An 18808-nucleotide genomic window follows, 5' to 3' on the forward strand; every position below is an offset into this window, starting at 1 on the left:
GGCGGGGTCCCATTTCAGCCCCCGCCCGGCTCCTCACGGACCAGCAGCCCCACGCCCACGATCTCGCCGCCGACCCGGACCGGGAACCAGCTCTCGCGCCGCCGTCGCGTCGTGCCGCCTTCCACGGGCGTCTCCCCGAGCAGCACGGTCTCGATCGCCCGCCCGGTCTCCATCACCGCCCGGAAGTTGGCGGCGAGCTGCTCGCCGGGCAGGCCCGGCAGCACCTCCGCCGGCGTCTTGCCGAGGTGCGCCGCCGCCGGGAGGCCGTTCATCGCCTCGAGCCGCGCGTTCACCCGCGCGAAGCGCATCTCGCGGTCGAAGAGCGCGAGCGGCACCGGCGCGGCGTCGAACAGCGCGTCGAGCACCGCCGCCCCCGACTCGGCCCCGGCGCGGCTCGCGGCCACGGCCTCGTAGAGCCGCGCCCGCGCGAGGGCCTCGGCGCTCGGCGCCGCCACGAGGCGCACGAAGGCGCGCTCGTCCTCGCCGATCGGGTGCGCCGTGGCGAACGCGACCGTGAGCGCGCCGAGCGTCTCGCCCGACGCGAGCAGCGGCACGGCGGCCCAGGCGTGCTCGTTCGCGCGCGCCGGATCGGCCGCCTCGTGGGGGAAGCGGAGCTCGAGCTCGGCGCGGGAAGCGAGCCAGACCGCTCGCCCGGTGCGGACGACCTCGCCCGCGAGCGTCGGGGCGTCGAGCGAGCGCGCCGGGCGGGGGCCGGCCTCCCGCGGGACGAGCATCAGCCGATCGGCGCGATCGAGCGCGTGGAGCTCGGCGCCCGACGCGCCGATGGCGCTCATCGCGCCGGCCGCGACCTCCGCGACGTCGCGCAGCGTCGCCGCGCCGGAGAGGGCCGCCGCCGCAGTCTGCACGCGCGCGAGCCGCTCGCCGTGACGGCGATACGCCTCGAAGAGGCGGGCGCGCTCGAGCGCCTGCGCGCACTGTTGCGCGAGCGCGACGGCGTCGCCGCGGGCGTCGTCGCCGAGCGGCTGCTCCAGGTCGAGCGCCAGCACGATGACGCCCACGTCGCGGCCCTCGACCCGCATCGGCACCGCGACCCAGGGACCCGCCGCGGGGTCGAGCGCGGCCGCGAGCGACGGCGCCTCCGCGGCGAGCGCCTCGCCGCTCCCGATCCACCGGCGCCCAAGATCCACGGGCTCGGCCGCGACGAGGGCGAGGGGCCGCTGGGCGTCCGGGTCGAGCCCGTGCGCCACGACGAGCTCGAGGTCGCCGGCGACGCCCCGCTGGAGCACTGCGCCCGCGCGCGCCCCGCTCGCGAGCAGCTCGCGCAGCGCGACCGCCCCGACCTCCTGCGGCGTGACGGCCGCGGACAGCTCGGAGGTCGCGAGCTGGAGGCGAGCGATGCGCCCGGCGAGCCTGCGCTCCGCGTCGTAGAGCCGCGCGCGGTCGACCGCCTGCGCGCACTGGCGCGTCACCGCCTCGATGAAGGCGCGTTCCTCCGCCCCGAACGGCCGGGGGTCGGCGAACCGGAGGCCGATGGCGCCGCGCCGCCGGTCCAGCACGAGCGGCAACGCCGCCCAGGCCCGATCTCCCTCGTCGCTCGCCAGGTCCGCCGCGAGGGGGTAGCGCGACGCGATCTCGCCAGGGTCCCGCAGCCACACCGGCTCCCCGGTGCGGAAGGCGTCCGCGTGCGGCAGCCGATCCTCCGCGGAGACGGTGCGCAGGCGCGTGCGGAACTGCTCGGACAGGCCGACGGTGCGCACCAGCGCGAGCACCCCCGGCTCGCGCTCCAGGAAGAGGGAGACCGCGCGCGCCCCCACGAGCGAGAGCCCGCGGTCGAGGACGATGTTCGCCACCTCTTCGATGGTCGCGGCGGCGGACAGCGCGTCCGAGAGGGCGTGGAGCTGCTCGCAGCGCGCGAGGCGCGCCTGGGGATCGGCCGGCTGCAGGGAGGCGGGTGGCGGCACGGGAAGGAAGACTTACCAGGCCTCGAGGGACCGCAGCCGACCTGTTCGGGCTGGCGCCTCGTGCGCGTGCCGCGCCCCCGGGTCCGGGCGGTTAGGGAGCGCTCACGATGGCCTTCTTCCAGGACCCGCCCAGGCTCGCCAACGCCTACCTGTCGGACCCGCTCCTCCGCGAGCACCTCGCCCGGGCACTGTCCGGGACGCTGCCGGAGGCCGAGCCGGAGCTCGAGCACCTCGGTGAGCTCGCGGCGGGACGGCTGTTCGCGCAGCAGGCCGCGGAGCGCCACCTGGAGCCGAGGCTCGAGCCCTTCGACGCCTGGGGCCGCCGGGTGGACCGCGTCGAGCTCACGCCGCTCTGGCGCGAGGCCGCCGCGCTGGCGGCGCGGCACGGACTCGTGGCCGCCGCGTACGAGCGGCGCCACGGGGGCGCGTCGCGCGTGCACCAGCTCGCGCTCGTGTACGTGCTCGAGCCTTCGCTCGACGTGTACGCCTGCCCGCTCGCGATGACCGACGGCGCCGCGCGGACGCTCCTCGACGCGGGGAACGCGGCGCTCGTCGCGCGCGCCCTGCCGCGCCTCACCTCGCGCGACCCCGCGCGCATGTGGACGAGCGGCCAGTGGATGACGGAGCGGACCGGCGGCTCGGACGTCTCCGGCACCGAGACCGTCGCCCGGCGCGACGGCGAGGCGTGGCGGCTCCACGGGACGAAGTGGTTCTCGTCGGCGACCACCGCGGAGATGGCGCTCGCGCTGGCGAGGCCGGACGGCGCGCCCGCCGGCTCGCGCGGGCTCGCGCTCTTCTACCTCGAGACGCGCGACGAGGACGGCTCCACGAACGGCGTGCTCGTGAACCGGCTCAAGGAGAAGCTCGGCACCCGCAAGCTCCCGACGGCGGAGCTGACCCTCGACGGCGCCCTCGCGCTGCCGGTCTCGGGGCTCGCCGACGGCGTCCGCGCCGTCGCGCCGATGCTGACCGTGACGCGCACCTGGAACTCCGTCGTGGCCGCCGCCGGGATGCAGCGCGCGCTCGCGCTCGCGCGCGATTACGCGCGCCGCCGCGCGGCGTTCGGCGCGCCCCTCGCGCGGAAGCCCCTCCACGCGGACACGCTCGCCGGGCTCGAGGCGGAGCGCGAGGGGGCGTTCCTGCTGGCGTTCCGGGCGGCGGCCCTCCTCGGCCGCGCCGAGTGCGGCGAGGCGAGCGACGCGGAGCGGCTCGCGCTGCGTGCCGTGACGCCGCTCGCGAAGCTCACCACGGGCAAGCAGGCCGTGGCGGTCGCCTCCGAGGCGCTCGAGTGCTTCGGCGGTGCCGGCTACGTCGAGGACACCGGCCTCCCGCGGCTGCTCCGCGACGCGCAGGTGCTGCCGATCTGGGAGGGCACGACCAACGTGCTCGCCCTCGACGTCCTGCGGGCGCTCGCCGGGGAGGGTACGGCCGAGGCGCTCGCGGCCGAGATCCGCCGCCACCTCGGCGACGCCCGCGAGCCCTCGCTCCGGCCGGCGATCGAGGCGGCGCGAGGCGCCCTCGAGCGAGCGCGCGCGTGGCTCGCCGAGACGGGCGGCCCGGCGCGCGAGGCGGGCGCGCGGCGCCTGGCGCTCACCCTCGGGCGCGCGCTCGAGCTCGCCCTCCTGATCTCGCACGCGCAGTGGTGCCTCGACCGGGGCCGCGGCCCCCGCGCGCTCGCCGCCGCGCGCCGCCTCGCGCGGCACGGCGTCGATCTCCTCGCCGCGGAGGAGCCCGGCCCGGAGGAGCTCGCGCTGCTCGCGGGGACCGCCGCGGACGGGGCCGATTCGTGAGCGCCGGGCTCGCCCCGCCCTTCGACGGGCTCGGGGCGAGCGGAGGCGCGAGGGGCTGCGCGGGATCCGGCCTCCGGCGAGCTCGACCGCTCAGGCCGCTCGTCCCGAGCGAGGCGACCGGCTGAGGTCCCCTACTCCATCGCCGCGCCGCTCGACACCGGGTGCGCGGGGTCCTCCTGCACCACCACGGTCTTCACGTTCACGAACTCGCGGATGCCGTCGCGCGCGAGCTCGCGGCCGTAGCCGGAGCGCTTCACGCCGCCGAACGGGAGGCGCGGATCGGAGGCGACCATCGCGTTCACGAACGTCGCGCCCGCGGCGAGCTCGTCCACGAAGCGGCGCCGCTCCTCGGCGTCGTTCGTCCACACGCTCGAGCCCAGGCCGAACGGGACGTCGTTCGCGACCGCGATCGCCTCGTCCACGCTCCCCACGCGGTACAGCGCCGCGACCGGGCCGAAGATCTCGTCGCGGTAGGCGGGCGACGAGGGCGGGATGTCCCTGATGACGGTCGGAGGATAGTAGGCACCCTTGCGCGCGAGCGGCGCGCCGCCGACGAGCACGCGCGCGCCGGCCTTCACCGCGGCGGCCACCTGCGCGACGAGCTTGTCGCGCTCGGCCATGCTCGAGAGGGGGCCGACGTCCGTCGCCGGATCCATCGGATCGCCCACCTCGAGCGCCGCCATCCGCTCGACGAACGCCTGCTGGAAGCGGTCGTAGATCGCCTCGTGGACGATGAAGCGCTTCGCGGCGATGCAGGACTGGCCGTTGTTGATCGTCCGCGCCGTCACGGCGGTCGCGACCGCCTGCTCGAGGTTGGCGCTCGGCATCACCACGAAGGGATCGCTGCCCCCGAGCTCGAGCACGGTCTTCTTGATGACCCGCCCCGCGGTGGAGGCCACCGCGGCGCCCGCCGCCTCGCTGCCGGTGAGCGTCGCGGCCGCGACGCGGTCGTCCTCCAGGACGCGCGCGACGCGCGAGGAGCCGACGAGCAGCGTCTGGAAGGCGCCCTCCGGGAAGCCGGCCTCGCGGAAGACCTCCTCGATCGCGAGGGCGCACTGCGGCACGTTCGAGGCGTGCTTCAGGAGCCCGACGTTGCCGGCCATGAGCGCCGGCGCGGCGAAGCGGAACACCTGCCAGAAGGGGAAGTTCCACGGCATCACCGCGAGCACCGGCCCGATGGGCAGGTAGCGCACGAACGAGCGGGTCGCGGAGGCCTTCACCTCCTCGTCCGCGAGGAAGCGCTCCGCGTTCTCCGCGTAGTAGCGGCAGACCCACGCGCACTTCTCCGCCTCGCCCACGGCCGACCGGAAGGTCTTCCCCATCTCGGCCGTCATGGTGCGCCCCCAGTGCTCCTTCCGGCGGTCGAGCACCTCGGCGGCGCGGGTCATGAGCGCCGCGCGCTCCGCGAAGGGCCGGCGCCGCCACGCGGCGAACGTCTCGGCCGCGCGGGCCAGGCGCGCCTCCAGCTCGGCGTCGGTGAGCTCTTCGAAGCGGGCGAGGACCTCCCCGGTGGCGGGGTTCACGGACGTCATCGTGGCCACGAGATCCCTTCCTTTCCGCGCGTCTCGGTTCGGCGGTAATGTCGAACGTGTCCCATAGCACGGAGCGAGCGAGGTCGCCGCGCCCCCGGTACGTGGCGGCCGCGGCGGGCGCGATGGCGCTCTGGTCGGGGCTCGTGGCGTGGAGCCCGCCCGACTTCTTTCTCCTCGCGGCGGTGTTCAGCGCCGCCTGGATCGCCCTCTCGGCGACCGCCGCCCCGCCGGGACTCCTCGCGCGCCTGCGGCCCACCGTCGCGGACGTCGCCCTGGGCCTCGGCACGGGCGGCGCGCTGTACGGCCTCACCCGCGCGTTCCTCTGGGCGACGTGCGGCGGCCTCTCCGAGGCGCTCTGCCGGCCCCTCGTCGAGATGTACGTCCGGTTCGAGACGCGCGCGCTCTTCCCGGCGCTCGCGCTCGCCCTCCTCATCGCTCCCGCGGAGGAGCTCTTCTGGCGCGGCGTGGTGCAGCCCAGGCTCGAGGGGCGCCTCGGCGCGCCGGGCGCGGTGGCCCTCGCGACCGTCCTCGCGGCGGTCGTCGCGCTCGCGAGCGGCGAGCCGTTCCTCGCGCTCGCCACCCTCCCCACCTACGCGGTCTGGGGCGCGCTCACCGCGTGGCGCGGGAGCCTGGTGCCCGCCCTCGTGAGCCATGCGGCCTGGAGCGTGCTCGTGGCCTCCCTCGCACCCCCCGTGTGAACACCGCGGCGGGTCACGCGACGGGCAAGGTGAACCAGAAGGTGCTCCCCGCTCCTACGGCGCTCTCGACCCCGATGCGACCGCCGTGCGCCTCCACGATCCCGCGCGCGATGGCGAGCCCGAGGCCGGTGCCGCTGTAGGTCGCCCCCGCGCCACGGCGGTACGGCTCGAAGATCCGCTCCAGCTCGTCCGGAGCGATGCCCGGCCCCGTGTCCGAGACGGCGAACCGGACCGCCGCCGCGCGGGGTTCGGCGCGCACGCCGATCCGGCCCCCCGCCTCCGTCACCTTCACGGCGTTCGAGACGAGGTTCCCGAGCACCTGGAGGATCCGGTCGTGGTCGGCGAGAACGAGCGGGAGATCGGGGGCCGCGTCGACGTCCAGCTCCACCCCGTGGCCGCGGACGAGGCTCTGCATGGACTCGACCGCCTCTCGCACGAGCTCTCCGGGGCGGCGGGGCGACGGGTCCACCGTGAGGCGTCCGGCCTGCACCGCCGCGACGTCGAGCAGGTCGCCGATGAGCCGCTCCATGCGTCCGGCCGACCGCTGGATGACGTCCGCGATGGCGCCGAGGGCCTCCGGCACCGCGCTGGCGGCGGACGCCCGGAGGCGGTGCGCGCCCATGCGGATCGCGGAGAGCGGCGTCCGGAGATCGTGCGAGACCACGGCGAGGAGCTGCTCGCGCGCGCGCGCCTCGCGCCGGGCCGCCTCGAGGAGACGGGCGTTCTCGATCGCGAGGGCCGCGCGCCGGGCCAGCTCGACCGCGATCGGCACCGAGCGCTCGTCGAAGCACCGGCCGGAGGTGGACATCCCGAACGCGAAGGCGCCGATGACGCCCGCCGGACCGCGCAGCGGGACCGCGAGGTAGGAACGGATGGCGAGCCGCTCGAGGAGCGCCCGCCCCTCCGCGGTGCCGCCGACGAGCTCGGGGAACCGGCAGTCGGCGTCCTCGACGAGCAGCGTCTCTCCCTCGCGCAGCACGCGCCCGAGCCCGCGCTGGGCCTGGAGGTCGATGGGATACCGCTCCAGCACCTCGCGGGCGAGCGCGCGCCGTTCGGGGTCGGCGGTGTGGACCGCGATGCGCCTCAGCTTCCCCCCGGGCTCGAGCAGCACGATGGCGGACCAGTCGGCGAAGTCGGGCACCGCGAGCTCCGCCGCGCGGTCGAGCTGGGCGGTGAGCTCGGGGCGGGCCGCGAGCTCGTCGCTGACGCGCGCGAGGAGCGCGAGCTCCCGCGCGCGGGCGGAGAAGAAGCGCTCGCGCGCGTCGGCCGCGGCCCGCGCCGCCGCCGCGACCGCGTCGTGCAGCGCCCGCTCGAGCGCGGCGAGCGCGTCCACGGTGAGGACGGAGGCGTCCGCCCACGCGCGCACGACGCAGCCGCGGAGCGCGGACAGCTCCGAGATCACGGTCTCGACCTCCACGCCCTGCGCCGCCCGGTGGCGCCCGTGCGCGCCGGGATCCCCCGCCGTCCCGCCGCCGGCGAGCTCCGCGGCCACCCGATCCAGGAGCGCGGGGACGTCGTCCCGCAGCGCGGCGCGGGAGAGCTCGCGCGAACCCGGGAGCCCGCGGACCGCCGCTTCCCAGGCGGACAGGATCTCCTCCCTGCGCGCCCGGAGCATCTCGGCGGCGAGCACGGCGACGTGGGGGGGTGAGCCGCCGGGTTGCATCGCGTCAGCCCCGGCGCGGGTGCGGGGTGGGAGGGGTGGTGGGCCGGACGGTCTCCTGCTGCCGCGGCGCGAGCCGGTCCACGAGGAGCTCCTCGGCGGACAGCACCCACCCGCGCACGCCGCCGGGGCGCCGCCCCTCGTCCTCCGCGAGGGCGCGCCGGGCGGCCTCCTCGAACCGCGTTCGCGGTGGCAGCCCGGTGAGCGCCCAGTAGCGGTCGTCGCGTGGCAGGAGATCGTGCGAGAGCCCCTGCACGAGCTCCCGCACGACCTGCCACGGCGCATCCGAGACGAGCTTGAGCCAGAGGGCGGAGATGCGCGGGTGCGGGAGCGGCGCCTCGACGGCCGGTAGCGCCCGGCCGCGCAGCGCCGCGACGCGCTCCAGGATGTCGCGCACGGACAGCACCTCGGGCCCGGGGACGTCGTACCAGGCGCTCTCCGGCAGCGGCACGTCGAGCGCGGCGACGAGCGCCGCCACCACGTCCTCGATCGCGATCGGGCAGGAGCGCGACCGCGCCCACGCCGGCAGCACCATGGCCGGGAGCCGCATGGCGAGATCGCGCACGATGCGCCAGGAGGCGCTCCCCGGACCCACGATCATCGAGGCGCGGAGCTCGAGCGTGGGGACGCGTCCGGCGCGAAGCACCTCCCCCACCGCGAGCCGGCTCGCGAGGTGCTTCGAGGGGCGTCCGCGCGGCGCCACGCCGCCGAGATAGACGATCCGGCGAACGCCCGCGATCCCGGCCTCGCGGGCGAAGAAGGCCGCCGCGCGCCGCTCGTCGTCCGCGTAGTCCTCACGCCCGCTCGCCATCCCGTGCACGAGGAAGTAGGCGGCGTCCACGCCCTCGAGCGCAGCCGGCAGCTCGGCGGGCCGGGTGACGTCCGCCCGCACCCACTCGACGCGCGGGTCCAGGTCGTCCCGGAGCGCACGCGTGGTCGCGCGGACCGCTCGCCCCCGCGCGAGCAGGGCGGGGACGAGCGCCTGGCCCACGAACCCGGTGGCGCCGGTCACGAGGACCGGGCGAGCGGCCTGCGCGCGGCTCGCCGCACCCGACGCTCTCCTCCTCGCGCCCATCACGGGAACTCTGGGGCGGGTCGCCGCGTGGCGCACGGCTAAGCCGGGCCGTGGCGAGCGAGGTAGCGCCGGACCGCCCACTTCCGCGCGCTGTTCTGGCTCGACATGTAGCGGACGGTCCCGAAGATCGGCCGCTCGGGCCCCCACGGACGGTCGTAGCGGCCGAGGCACCAGAACACGCCGGAGACGGAGTTCGGGTCGCGCCCGTCGAGCGCCCAGCGGTCGTTGAGCTCGAGCGCGGCCTCGAGCGCCGCGCGCGGCGACGGCGACCACTCGAGGATCTTCTTGCCCCAGAGCATCCGGAGCGCGTTGTGGATGACGCCCTCGACGCGCAGCTGCCGCTGCGCCGCGTTCCAGAGCGGATCGTGCGTCCGGGCCGCGTCGAGCGTGTCCCGGTCGTACGCGTGGGGGCGCGGGTCGCCCGCGTGGGCCTCGAGCGTCGCGCGCGCCCAGGCCGGGAGCGAGCCGTACTCGCGGTGATCGGCCCGGTGCGCGCAGGTCGCGAAGCCGAGCTCGCGCCAGGTGACGAGCTGATCGAGGAACGCCTCCGCCGCCGCCGAGACGCCCCACCACCCGGAGCGCGCCCCGGTGACGCCGGGCGAGAGGAGCGCCGGCGTCCAGCCCTCGCGGCGCAGCACCGCCCGCACCACCTCGAACGAGGAGACGTGGCCGAAGTGCAGCCAGGGCGACAGCCCGCTCGCGACCCCCTCCTCGTCCGGATCGCTGCGCGCGTCCGCGTAGCGGGGCAGCCCCTGCTCCAGCCAGCGCGCCAGCCTCACCCCGGCGGCGCGGGCGCCGCCGCGGAGCGGTGCGGGCGGCACGCCGTGATCGATGGGGAGCGACGCGGTGAGGCGCGCGGGTCGCGCGAGCGCGTCGGGGGTCACCGCGGGCCAGCGCTGCGCGATGCCGCGCGACAGCGCCGGCGGCGGCGGCAGCGCGGCGCGCGCGAGGGGATCCGCGGACGGGAGCCGGTCGAGCCACGCCGGCAGGAGTCGCTGGAGGTGGCGGCGGTAGGCGTGGGCGGTCGGGAAGTCCTTCCCGGCGAGGCGGAACGGCACGACGCAGCTCCCGTCCACCGCCTCGACCCGGACGTCCACCTGCGCCGCGGCCGCCGCGCACTGGCGAGGGAGGAAGAACGTCGGGAGGTCGTCCGTCACCACCGCGCACGCGCGCGCGGCCAGCGCCTCGAGGAGCCCCTCGCCCTCCCCGGGCGCGCGCTCGACGTAGGGGTGGTGGAGCACGCGCCCCGCGAGGCGGCGCGCGTTCTCGGCCATTCCCTGCAGGACGAAGGCGTGCAGCCGGTCGCTCGCGTAGGGGTCGCCGACGCGGAGCGCCTCCAGGATCGCGACGGGCCTCTCCAGCTCGCGGGCGAGCGCGATCGCCCGCTCCAGCGCCGGGTTGAAGCGGACGCGGCGCGCGGCGGTCATCCAGTACAGCACGTACGCGCGCTCGCGCCTCACCGGCGCGTCGTTCGCGGCGCGGATGCGCTCCTCGAGGCCCACGGCACGGCTCACGATCACACGCGGTTCCGCAGCATGAGCTCCTTGGGATCCGGATCGAGGTAGGTCTGCGCGGCGAGGTACGCGACGCCCTCCCGTCGGACGTGGTGGCGGAACAGCGTCTGCGGCACGACGAGCGGAACGAGCCCGCGCCCGTAGTCGCGGACGACCTCCTCCAGCTCCTTGCGGTCGTCGCGCGGGAGGGCGTCGCGGAAGTAGCCGAGCATGTGCTGCAGCACGTTGGTGTGCCGCCCGCGCGTCGCCGGCACGCGCAGCGCCTCCATGAAGCCGCGTCCGTACGCGTCGACCACCGGCGCGATGGAGCCCTTCTTCATCGACGCGACGAGCGCGCCGAGCCGCCGGTACGCCGAGGGGCTGTGGGCGAGGAGCGCGAGCTTGTGCGCCGCGTGGAACGCCACGAGGTCGCCGCGGCGCATCCCCGCCGCGACCGCGGCCTTCCAGCGCGCGTAGGCGAAGATCCGCTCGATGAAGCTCTCCCGCAGCGCCGGATCGGCGAGGCGCCCCTCCTCCTCCACCGGCAGCAGCGGCATCGCCTCGAGGAGCACGCGCGCGAACGCGCCGACGCCGTCGCGCCGGGGCGGTCCGCCCTTCTGTGGATAGACCCGGACGCGCGCCATGCCGCACGAGGGCGAGTCCTTCTTCGTCACGTACCCCGAGAGCTCGAGCCCCTCGAGCTCCGCCACGCGCGCCTCGGCGTAGCGCCGCATCGCCTCGGTGTGATCGGCCCCGCTGCGCTCGGCGACGAGCCGCGGGGACCGGGAGGGCCCGACGAGGCGGATCGGCTCGCGGGGCACGCCCATCCCGACCTCCAGCTCCGGGCAGACCGGCACCCACTCCACGAAGTCGCCGAGCACCTCCACCAGGAAGGGGTCGCGCTTGTGCTGCCCGTCGTAGCGGACGTTCCGTCCGAGCAGGCAGGAGGAGACGCCGAGACGGAGCCGGGCCTTGGCCACGTGCGGATCGTACGCGGACGGCGCCGGCGGCGCACGTCCCGCGGGAGGAGACCTGCCGGGCGACGGCGCGCCGCTCGCCGTCAGTACGATCGCCGCGCCACCAGCACGCCGGCCATGAAGCCGGTCGCGATCGCCATGACGCCGCGCAGCCGCGGCCGGTCCTGACGCCCCGCTGGCGCCCGCCCGCGCGGGGCGCCGCTCACGCCGGCGCGCGCGAGGGCCGCCTCCGCGGTCGGGGCGGTGCCCGCCACCGCCGCTGCCTCGGGCGCGGCGCCGGTCGGGACCGGCTCCTTGCCGGGGATCGCCGCGGCGGGCGCCAGGCCGACGTCGGACTTCCGCTTGGCCCCCTGCCGCTTGCCCTCGACGGACCGGTGCTCGATGAACGCGTTCACCTCGGCGCCGACGAGCAGCACGAGCGAGGTGATCCACATCCACAGGAGCAGGACGATCACGCCCGCGAGCGACCCGTAGGTCTTGTCGTAGCTCCCGAAGCTCGTGACGTACCTGGAGAAGCCCCACGACGCGAGCACCCACACCAGGACCCCGAACACCGAGCCCGGCGTGATGAAGCGGAAGCGCTGCTCGACGTCGGGGAGGACGTAGTAGACGAGCGCCCAGAGCAGCATCATGACGAGGCCGGCGACGGGGAGTCGCAGCCAGGTGATGGCGGTCCCGAGCGGCCCGCCGATGGCCTCCGCCAGCGGAGCAGCGGCGATGGCGACGAGCGCCGCGATCAGCCCGAGGGCACCGGCCAGCAGCGTCATGAGGATCGCGATGCCTCGCACCTTCCAGAACGGCCGCCCTTCCTTCACGTCGTAGGCGGTGTTGAGCGCGCGCATGACGGCGGTGACGCCGCCCGACGCTGCCCAGAGGGCCGCCACGGCCCCGAACCCGAGCAGGCTCACGTTCTGCTCCGCCCCGAGCTGGCGGATGCGGTCGCCGATGATCTGCGTGACCGCCCCGGGCGCCACCTGGCCGAGCTCCTCGACCATGCGCTCGGCGTCGGACGGCTCGATCACGACGCTCGCGAGCGCCACGAGGAAGAGCACGAACGGGAACAGGCTGAGGACGCCGTAGTACGTCACCGTGGCGGCGATGTCCGTGACCTGGTCCTTCGACAGCTCCTCCTTGAGCCCCTTGCCGAACTCCTTCCAGCTCATCCCCTTCCCTGGCAGCCGCACCGCGCACCCCCGTCGTCGCGGGCGTCAGGCTTCAGGCCGGGCTTCGGGAGAAGCTGTACCCGTAGCCTGAGGCCGTAGCCTGTAGCCCGCTCCATCCAACGATGTGCATCCGGCGCTGCCGGTCGCCTTGCGCCGCGCGTCAGGCGGCGGCCGCCCGCCTGGACTTCCCCTCGCGCTGCGGCATGCGCTTGAGCGCCCCCTCGAGGCCCGCGTACAGCGCGTAGGCGAGCAGGCCGATCGCCGCGGAGAGGAGGAGCGTCGTGCCGTACGGCTTCCGGGCCAGCGCCGCGAGCGCGCCTCCCGTTCCGGTCGCCTCCAGCGGCTGCCGCTCGAACGCGGCCTGGACGAGGAACGCCCCCACCAGCGCGAAGATCGCGCCCTGGGTGCCGAAGCCCAGCGCGGCCACCGCGGCGACGCGCTGGCGGAAGCCCGCGGAGAACCGCTCGAGGTCGAGGGTTTCGAGGGAGGCGTGCGTCACCCCGAGGCGCGCCTGACGCACGCCGATCACGATGGCGCCGACGCCGATCACGCCCATGGCGAGCGGTCCGGTGGGCTGCTCGAGCACCCGCGCCGCGAAGCCGCGCGCGAGCTGATCGCCGCTCGGGCCGATGCCCTCCCCCAGGGCGAGCCGGATGCCGAGCGCGCCGAGCGCGACGTAGCCGGCGCCGCCGATCGCCTGCCCGACGCGGGAGATCGCCTGCAGCCGCCCCGCCCGCGCGCGGAGCGGGTTCGCCAGCCCGTCCAGGACGAACCAGCCCCCGAGGATCGCGATCGCCGCACCCACGAGCACCGTGGTGGCGCGGCCCGCGGCGCCCACGTCGAGGACCAGGAGCGCCTCCTTCACGTCGATGGTGCGCCCGCCGCGGAGGCCGAGCGCGGTCTGGAGGGCCAGCGCGCCGACGACCCCGTACAGCACCGTCTTGCCCAGGAACCCGACCCGCGCGGCCACCTGCACGGCGGGCACGCACGCGAGCCGCCGCGCGCGCCGCACGGTGCGACGGCTGGCGCGCTCGAGGACGGCCGCGGCACGACGCGGGAGGGAGCCGCGGCCTGGCGGCCGCCGCGCCGGGATCGTCCCAGCTCTGCCCGGGTCCGTCGCGTCCCCCACGGGCCGTACGTCCATCGTCGCCACGCCTTCAACGTGGCGTCCCCGGTCGAAGGGCGCAACGCGTCAGCGCCGCCGGGCCCGCGTGCGGCGGGCGGAGGCGGACTGCACGAGGAACCAGACCACGAACACGATCGCCACCGGCACGAACAGCCGCGGCTTCCGCGCGACGATGGCGATCACGGCGGCGAGGAGCAGGGCGAGCGGCCAGCTGACGCGGAGCATGCCCGGTCATCATACCCGCGCCGCCCTCACCTGGCGTCCGCGATCTCCTCGAGGAACGCCCGCGCCGCCCGCACGTCGGGGATCCGCAGCGGCGCGCGGCTCCACGCGGAGCCGACGTGGACGGCGATGCTCCCCGTCGGCAGCGCCGCGAAGAGATCCTCGTCCGTTCGATCGTCTCCCAGGGCGACGGCGAGCACGCCCTCACCGGCGCGGGCGAGCGCCGTGGCGACCACGCGCCCCTTGTGGATCCCGTGCGGCCGGACCTCGATCACCATCGCGCCGGGGAGGATCTCGACCGGCACGTTGGAGAGGAGCGTCTGCAGGTGGAGCGTGAGCTCCTTCGCCTGCGCGGCGCCGTACTCGGGGTCGGCGCTGCGGTAGTGCCAGGCGACGCCCGCGGTCTTCTCCTCGACGACCGAGCCGGGCGTGCGCTCGGCGAACTCGCGCAGGATGGCGAGCACCGGCTCGCGCCAGCCGGCGACCGGCACCTCGGCGCCGACCCAGAGCCCGCCCGGCGCGCGCGACCAGAAGCCGTGCTCCGCGTGGAGGCCGATCGGGAGCGCTCCGAGCCACCGCTCCAGGGTCCCGCGCGAGCGGCCGCTCACCACGTCCACCTGCGTCCGCGGGCGCGCGGCCAGCCGCCGCAGGAGGTCGAGCAGCCTGGGATCCGGCCCCGCGAGCTCGGGCGTCGGCGCGAACGGCACGAGGGTGCCGTCGTAGTCGAGCAGCAGCGCGAGCCGCTGGGCCGCCCGGGCGCGCTCGACCGCCGCGCGCAGCGTCTGCGGCGGCGTCGGGCCGGGCTCCTCCGGCTGCCGGCGGATCTGCTCGAGCCGCCCGATGAAGGCCCGCGCCCATCCGTGCACGTCGTAGCCGAGCACCCGCCCGCGCAGGATGGACATGCGCGTCCGGCGCTCCTCCTCCGCCATCGTGAGGGCGCGGTGCAGCGTCGCCGCCGTCCGCTGCACGTCGTAGGGGTTCACCACGAGCGCCTCGGCGAGCTCCGCGGCCGCGCCGGCGAACTCCGAGAGCACGAGGACGCCGTCGCCGTCCGGACGGGAGGCGACGAACTCCTTCGCGACGAGGTTCATGCCGTCGCGGAGCGGGGTGACGAGCACCGCGTCCGCGGCGCGGTAGAGGGCCACGATCTCCGCCTGCGACAGGCCGCGGTACAGGTAGTGGATCGGCGACCACGCGGGCGTCGCGAACTCCCCGTGGAGGCGGCCCACGAGCGCGTCCACCTCGTCGCGGTACTCGCGGTACGCCTCGACGTTCTCGCGAGAGGGGACCGCGACCTGCACGAGCCGCACGCGCTCCCGCAGCTCCGGGTGCGTGCGCAGCAGCGCCTCGAACGCCAGCAGGCGCCGGGGAATGCCCTTCGAGTAGTCGAGCCGGTCCACGCCCACGAGGAGCTGCTCGCCGGGGACCCGGTGCGCGTGCGCCACGGCGCGGACCTCGGGCGTCTCGGCGAGCTTGCCGAGCTGCGCCGCGTCCACGCCCATGGGGAACACCCCGAGCCGCACCTCCCGGTGGCGCCAGGCGATCCGGTCCACCTCGGTCCAGGCGCCCAGCAGCCGGAGCACCGAGGACGCGAAGTGGCGCACGTACGTGGCGGTGTGGAAGCCCACGAGGTCGGCGCCGAGCAGGCCCTCGAGGATCCGCTCGCGCTGCGGGAGGATGCGGAAGATCTCCGAGGACGGGAACGGGATGTGGAGGAAGAAGCCGATGCGCGCGTCGGGGATCCGCTCGCGCAGCAGCTCCGGCACGAGCATGAGCTGGTAGTCGTGGACCCAGACGAGGTCGCCCGGCTCGTACCGCTCGGCGACGGCGTCCGCGAAGCGCGCGTTCACCGCCTCGTAGACGTCGAAGTCCCGCACCTCCTGCGGGAGGCGCGCGGCGGAGTAGTGGAAGAGCGGCCACAGGACGGCGTTCGAGTAGCCCTCGTAGTAGCGCGCGATCTCCTCCGCGGAGAGCGGCACCGCCGCGAGCCGGAGCTCGGCCAGCCTCCGCTCGAGCTCCGCCCGCCCGACGCCGGACACCCCCCCGAGCTCCCCGGGCCAGCCGATCCAGAGACCTCCGAGCCGCTCGTGCGGCCCGCTCATGCCGGTCGCGAGGCCGCCCGTGCTCGGGGTGACGGACGGTGCACCGCCCTCGGCCTTGACGGTCACGGGCAGGCGATTCGAGACGATGAGGAGCCGGGGCATCTCGGTCCGCCGGAGCGGCGGCGGTCGTCCAGAAGGTAAGGCCTGGCCGCCAGGCTGCGCTCGCCCCGGAGAGGGGGCGAGCGGGCGGACGTTCACCCGGCGCTCGAGTCCCCGCGCCGGATGGTGCGGCCTCTATGCGGCGGGCTCCTCCTCGACGAGCCGCAGCCCCGCCGGCAGGCTCTCGCCGAAGATGCGCTGCTCCTCCTCCGCGCTCGCCTCGGCCACCTCCCGCACGGCGCGCACCGTCTCCGCGGGGGCGCCGCCCTCCGCGAGCGCGGAGATCACCCGCGCGCGGACGTCGTCCGCCACGTCTCGCACGCGGTCGCCGCTGCGGCGGGCGAGCTGGGCGAGCGGGAAGACCAGCTCTCGCCGCGAGACCGGCAGCGCGAGGAGCCGCGCGATCCAGTCCTCCGCGGTCGCGGCGGGCACCGCGAGGTGCGCGCTCGCGTGGAACGGCACGCGGGCGCCCAGCCGGCCGAGGGACCACAGGAGGTGCGGGGCGGGCCCCTCGTCCGCGAGCCGCGCGAGGAGCCACGCTCCCGCCTCGACCTTGCGGGCCGGCTCGACGCGCTCGAGCGCGCCCGCGAGGCGGACCATCTCGTCGACCGCCTCCGGCTTCACGCCGGGCACCCTGGGCGGCGGCTTGCGCGGATCGCGCGGGCGGAGGAACGGCGCGAGGGACTCGAAGAGCCTCCCCTGCGCGGCGGGATCGAGGCCGCCGGCGATGCGGCGCCACATCACCCACCACGCCGCCCAGGCGCGCGGGTCGGCCTGGTACTGGAGCCCCTCGCCGAAGACCGCCCAGGTCTCGGCCGCGCGCCACGCGTCGAGCGGGGCGCCGAACCCGGGGCGCAGGCAGTAGCCGGTGAGCTGGAGCCAGACCCGCTCGTGGTCGGCGCTCCGCCGCCTCCGCGCGCGCCCGGCGTGCAGCGCCGCCCACAGCTCGCGCACGAGCGGGGTGGACCAGCCCTCGCGCGGCCCCAGCAGCTTCTCCAGGGCGCGGAGCAGCCCCTTCACCTCCTTCCGCTCGACCGGCGCCTTCCTTCCGTAGAAGAGCTCGACCTGCGCCCGCGCCTCCTCGAGCTTCCGGGGCGCCTGGCCCACCTCCCCGCGTCCCTCCCGCGCGCCGTCGGCGCGCCGCTCCCCATCGGCCTGCCGGCCCCGCAGCGAGAACTCGAGCTTCCAGCGCGCCTCGCGGTCGGTGGCCGCGCACCAGAGCTCGAGCGTTCCGATCTCGGTGAGGGCCGCCTCGAGCCGCACCGGCACCTCGCCCGCCGGCGCGCCCTCGGCGCGGAGCACCGCCTCGACCGGTGGGAGCGGCACGAGGTCGTCGCTCACCTCCACCACGTCCCCGGGCCGCTCGACGCGCGCCCGCGCCGAGGCGAACAGCGGGAAGCGCACCGGCCGCCCGAGGGCGAGCGCGAACGGGCGCGGGACGGAGACGCGCGTCCCCTCCTCGAGGTGGCGCGGCACGACGCAGAGCGCGCGCGCTCCCTCGGGCGCGGCGATCCCCACGTAGAACGCGCGCGGGCTGCCGCCGCCGATCCGGAACCCGATGCCGCGCCGGACGAGGGCCGCGTACGCAGCGCCGCGCGCCACGGCGAGGTCCAGCGCGGGGCTCGCCAGCACCGGCACGGGCGGCGCCTGCGGGAACCACGACGAGACGATCCCGGCGAGCCGGTCCCGCACCTCGCGCGGCGTGAACACCCCGCCGTTCACGAGGATCGCGTCCGGCCGCGCGAGGCCGCCCCGCGCGCCCGCCTCGGAGGCGTGAGTGGCCAGGAACGCGGCGACGTGCCGGGGGATGGCGGGATCGGGCTCGTAGGGCAGGCCGAGCTCGGCGAGGCCCGCCGTGCGCGGGGCGCGCCGCGGCCGCTCGTCCGCCGCCGTCGCCGGCAGGAAGCCGTCGAGGAAGACCTGCCGCACCTCCTCGCGCGTCACCTCCGCCGAGAGCGCGCTCGCGACGAGCCGGCTCCCCCGCCCTACCACCGCCACCGGGAGCCGCGCCGGCCCGCCCTCCTCCATGAGCCGCTCCTTCGCGAGGCGGCAGGCGAGCACGAGCGACGCGAACCGGCTCGCGTCGAGCCGCTCACCGAGGCGGGCCTCGACCGCCCGGGCCAGGGCCAGATCGACGTTGTCGCCGCCGAGCAGGAGGTGGTCGCCCACCGCGAGCCGCGTGAAGGCCGGCCGTCCCTCGCGCAGCTCGACGCGCACGAGGGTGAGGTCGGTGGTGCCGCCGCCCACGTCCACGACGAGGACCATCCCGCCCCGCGCGATGGGCCGGACGTCCTCGGCGATCTCGCCCGCGCCCGCCGCGGCGAGCGCGGCCCGGTGCCGGCTCGCCCAGTCGTGGAACGCCGCCGAGGGCTCCTCGATGAGCGTCACCCGCCCGAGCCCCGCCTCGCGCGCGGCGGCGAGGGTGAGCTCGCGCGCGACCTCGTCGAAGGAGGCCGGCACCGCGAGCACCAGCTCCTGCTCCGCGAGCGGCGCGCCGGGGTGGCGGTGGTCCCACGCCTCGCGCAGGTGCGCGAGGTAGGCCGCCGAGGCCTGCACCGGCGAGAGGCGCGGCACGCCGTCGGGCGCGCCCCACGGCAGGAGCGGCGCGGTCCGATCGGCGCGCGCGTTCGCGAGCCAGCTCTTCGCCGACGTCACGAGCCTGCCGGGGACGCGCGCCCCCTGCTCGCGCGCGAGCTCCCCGACCACCACGGGCCGGTCGCCCCAGGGGAGCCGCATGGCGTCCGCGGCGAGCTCCGGGCCGGGCAGGTACGCGCAGGACGGGAGCAGGCGGCGCTCGCGCACCTCGCCGGGCGCCACGAGCTGCGCGATGGGGAAGTGCTCGACCGCGGCGGCGAGATCGCCCTCGCGCGCGAGATCCACCGCGGCGAGCGCGGAGTTCACCGTGCCCAGATCGACGCCGACGAGGTAGCGCGCCTCCCCCGCCATGGC

13 protein-coding genes are annotated in these 18808 nt (G+C 76.5%); 2 read left to right on the forward strand and 11 right to left on the reverse strand.

Features of this window, described 5'->3' with window-relative positions; all coding sequences use genetic code 11:
- Positions 1–14: 14 nt before the first annotated feature.
- The gene (locus ANAE109_RS15375) at positions 15–1922 is read right to left on the reverse strand and encodes a GAF domain-containing protein (protein WP_012097808.1); all 1908 of its coding nucleotides are present in this window, start codon (positions 1920–1922) and stop codon (positions 15–17) included.
- Positions 1923–2029: 107 nt separating this feature from the next.
- Here ANAE109_RS15375 and ANAE109_RS15380 point away from each other — a divergent pair, with 107 nt between their 5' ends.
- Positions 2030–3712, forward strand: coding sequence for an acyl-CoA dehydrogenase family protein (locus ANAE109_RS15380; RefSeq protein ID WP_012097809.1), 1683 nt, complete (start codon positions 2030–2032; stop codon positions 3710–3712).
- A gap of 131 nt (positions 3713–3843) precedes the next feature.
- Here the strand turns inward: ANAE109_RS15380 and ANAE109_RS15385 are convergent, their stop codons facing one another.
- On the reverse strand, positions 3844–5253 hold the full coding sequence (locus ANAE109_RS15385; RefSeq protein ID WP_012097810.1) for an NAD-dependent succinate-semialdehyde dehydrogenase: 1410 nt from the start codon (positions 5251–5253) through the stop codon (positions 3844–3846).
- Between the two features lie 113 nt (positions 5254–5366).
- On the opposite strand from ANAE109_RS15385, the gene ANAE109_RS15390 reads away from it, so the two are divergent.
- Positions 5367–5942: a type II CAAX prenyl endopeptidase Rce1 family protein gene (locus ANAE109_RS15390; RefSeq protein ID WP_041449270.1), complete on the forward strand. Its 576-nt coding sequence runs from the start codon at positions 5367–5369 to the stop codon at positions 5940–5942.
- Positions 5943–5955: 13 nt separating this feature from the next.
- Here the strand turns inward: ANAE109_RS15390 and ANAE109_RS15395 are convergent, their stop codons facing one another.
- From ANAE109_RS15395 to ANAE109_RS15430, 9 genes are all read right to left on the reverse strand, one after another.
- Positions 5956–7605, reverse strand: a complete 1650-nt coding sequence (locus tag ANAE109_RS15395) for an ATP-binding protein (protein ID WP_012097812.1) — start codon at positions 7603–7605, stop codon at positions 5956–5958.
- Positions 7606–7609: 4 nt separating this feature from the next.
- Complete coding sequence (locus ANAE109_RS15400; protein WP_041448385.1) at positions 7610–8614, reverse strand: NAD(P)H-binding protein; 1005 nt, start codon at positions 8612–8614, stop codon at positions 7610–7612.
- Positions 8615–8715: 101 nt separating this feature from the next.
- Positions 8716–10191: a deoxyribodipyrimidine photolyase gene (locus ANAE109_RS15405; RefSeq protein WP_200860862.1), complete on the reverse strand. Its 1476-nt coding sequence runs from the start codon at positions 10189–10191 to the stop codon at positions 8716–8718.
- Positions 10192–10193: 2 nt separating this feature from the next.
- Positions 10194–11150: a DUF523 and DUF1722 domain-containing protein gene (locus tag ANAE109_RS15410; protein WP_012097815.1), complete on the reverse strand. Its 957-nt coding sequence runs from the start codon at positions 11148–11150 to the stop codon at positions 10194–10196.
- 80 nt (positions 11151–11230) lie between these two features.
- Positions 11231–12310, reverse strand: a complete 1080-nt coding sequence (locus ANAE109_RS15415) for a YihY/virulence factor BrkB family protein (protein ID WP_012097816.1) — start codon at positions 12308–12310, stop codon at positions 11231–11233.
- A 160-nt stretch (positions 12311–12470) separates the two neighbouring features.
- On the reverse strand, positions 12471–13295 hold the full coding sequence (locus ANAE109_RS15420; RefSeq protein ID WP_158305896.1) for a DUF1206 domain-containing protein: 825 nt from the start codon (positions 13293–13295) through the stop codon (positions 12471–12473).
- Positions 13296–13502: 207 nt separating this feature from the next.
- Positions 13503–13661, reverse strand: coding sequence for a hypothetical protein (locus tag ANAE109_RS25560; protein ID WP_200860863.1), 159 nt, complete (start codon positions 13659–13661; stop codon positions 13503–13505).
- Between the two features lie 26 nt (positions 13662–13687).
- Entirely contained in the window at positions 13688–15862 is a 2175-nt protein-coding gene (locus ANAE109_RS15425; protein ID WP_012097818.1) for a bifunctional alpha,alpha-trehalose-phosphate synthase (UDP-forming)/trehalose-phosphatase, read from the reverse strand.
- Positions 15863–15994: 132 nt separating this feature from the next.
- Positions 15995–18805 carry an Hsp70 family protein gene (locus ANAE109_RS15430; protein WP_012097819.1) on the reverse strand — a complete coding sequence of 937 codons (2811 nt, stop codon included), beginning with the start codon at positions 18803–18805 and terminating at the stop codon, positions 15995–15997.
- Between the last annotated feature and the right edge of the window lie 3 nt (positions 18806–18808).

Source organism: Anaeromyxobacter sp. Fw109-5, assembly GCF_000017505.1.
In the GTDB taxonomy this organism is placed as follows: domain Bacteria; phylum Myxococcota; class Myxococcia; order Myxococcales; family Anaeromyxobacteraceae; genus Anaeromyxobacter.

Excerpts from the sequence above, each read along its gene's own strand:
- ANAE109_RS25560 (WP_200860863.1), bottom strand. The coding sequence starts at position 13,661 with ATGCTCCGCGTCAGCTGGCCGCTCGCCCTGCTCCTCGCCGCCGTGATC.
- ANAE109_RS15415 (WP_012097816.1), bottom strand. The coding sequence starts at position 12,310 with ATGAGCTGGAAGGAGTTCGGCAAGGGGCTCAAGGAGGAGCTGTCGAAG.
- ANAE109_RS15425 (WP_012097818.1), bottom strand. The coding sequence starts at position 15,862 with ATGCCCCGGCTCCTCATCGTCTCGAATCGCCTGCCCGTGACCGTCAAG.
- ANAE109_RS15380 (WP_012097809.1), top strand. The coding sequence starts at position 2,030 with ATGGCCTTCTTCCAGGACCCGCCCAGGCTCGCCAACGCCTACCTGTCG.
- ANAE109_RS15390 (WP_041449270.1), top strand. The coding sequence starts at position 5,367 with ATGGCGCTCTGGTCGGGGCTCGTGGCGTGGAGCCCGCCCGACTTCTTT.
- ANAE109_RS15430 (WP_012097819.1), bottom strand. The coding sequence starts at position 18,805 with ATGGCGGGGGAGGCGCGCTACCTCGTCGGCGTCGATCTGGGCACGGTG.
- ANAE109_RS15395 (WP_012097812.1), bottom strand. The coding sequence starts at position 7,605 with ATGCAACCCGGCGGCTCACCCCCCCACGTCGCCGTGCTCGCCGCCGAG.